Origin of the sequence: Rhodohalobacter sulfatireducens, assembly GCF_022012475.1 — a bacterium.
GTDB lineage: Bacteria > Bacteroidota > Rhodothermia > Balneolales > Balneolaceae > Rhodohalobacter > Rhodohalobacter sulfatireducens.
The window spans coordinates 1-680 of record NZ_JAKLWS010000107.1; the positions used below are offsets into that span (position 1 = coordinate 1).

Sequence of the window (680 nt, forward strand, 5' to 3'; positions counted from 1 at the left end):
ACTTTTGCTTGTACACTACTTTTGATTCTAGCAGGAATAGGTCCCGTGACAGCCCAGGATCAGGAAAATGGAGAATGGATTGACCTGTTTAACGGGGAAAATCTTGAGAACTGGATCATTAAATTTGCCGGATACCCTGTAGGTGAAAATTTTAACAACACGTTTCGTGTTGAAGACGGATTGCTAACGGCTTCCTATGATGAATGGGACCAATGGGACAGCCAGTTCGGTCATATATTTTATGATCAATCTTTCTCTCATTATATCCTCAGAGTAGAGTACCGGTTTGTGGGGGAACAGGTTGAAGGTGGGCCGGGATGGGCATTCCGTAATAACGGCTTAATGCTGCATTCCCAACATCCGGAAACAATGACACTCGACCAGAGCTTTCCTGTTTCTATAGAAACGCAACTATTGGGTGGAAACGGAACAGATGAACGAACAACACTGAATACGTGCACACCGGGTACCAATATCGTAATGGATGGCGAGTTGATTACCCAACACTGTGTAAGCTCTACATCGCAAACCTATCACGGCGATCAGTGGGTAACAGTGGAGATTGAAATGCGCGGCAGCAATGTGGTCCGCCATAAAATTGACGGGGAAGTCGTATTTGAGTACACCAATCCCCAGCTTGACACTGAGGATGCTGATGCACAACATTTAATGGAGGTTGA

At 45.4% G+C, this 680-nt stretch carries 1 protein-coding gene; it reads left to right on the forward strand.

Annotation, left to right across the window (positions count from 1 at the left end; translation table 11 throughout):
• On the forward strand, positions 1-680 hold a 680-nt coding region (locus L6773_RS21300), incomplete at both ends, for a 3-keto-disaccharide hydrolase (protein WP_237856696.1).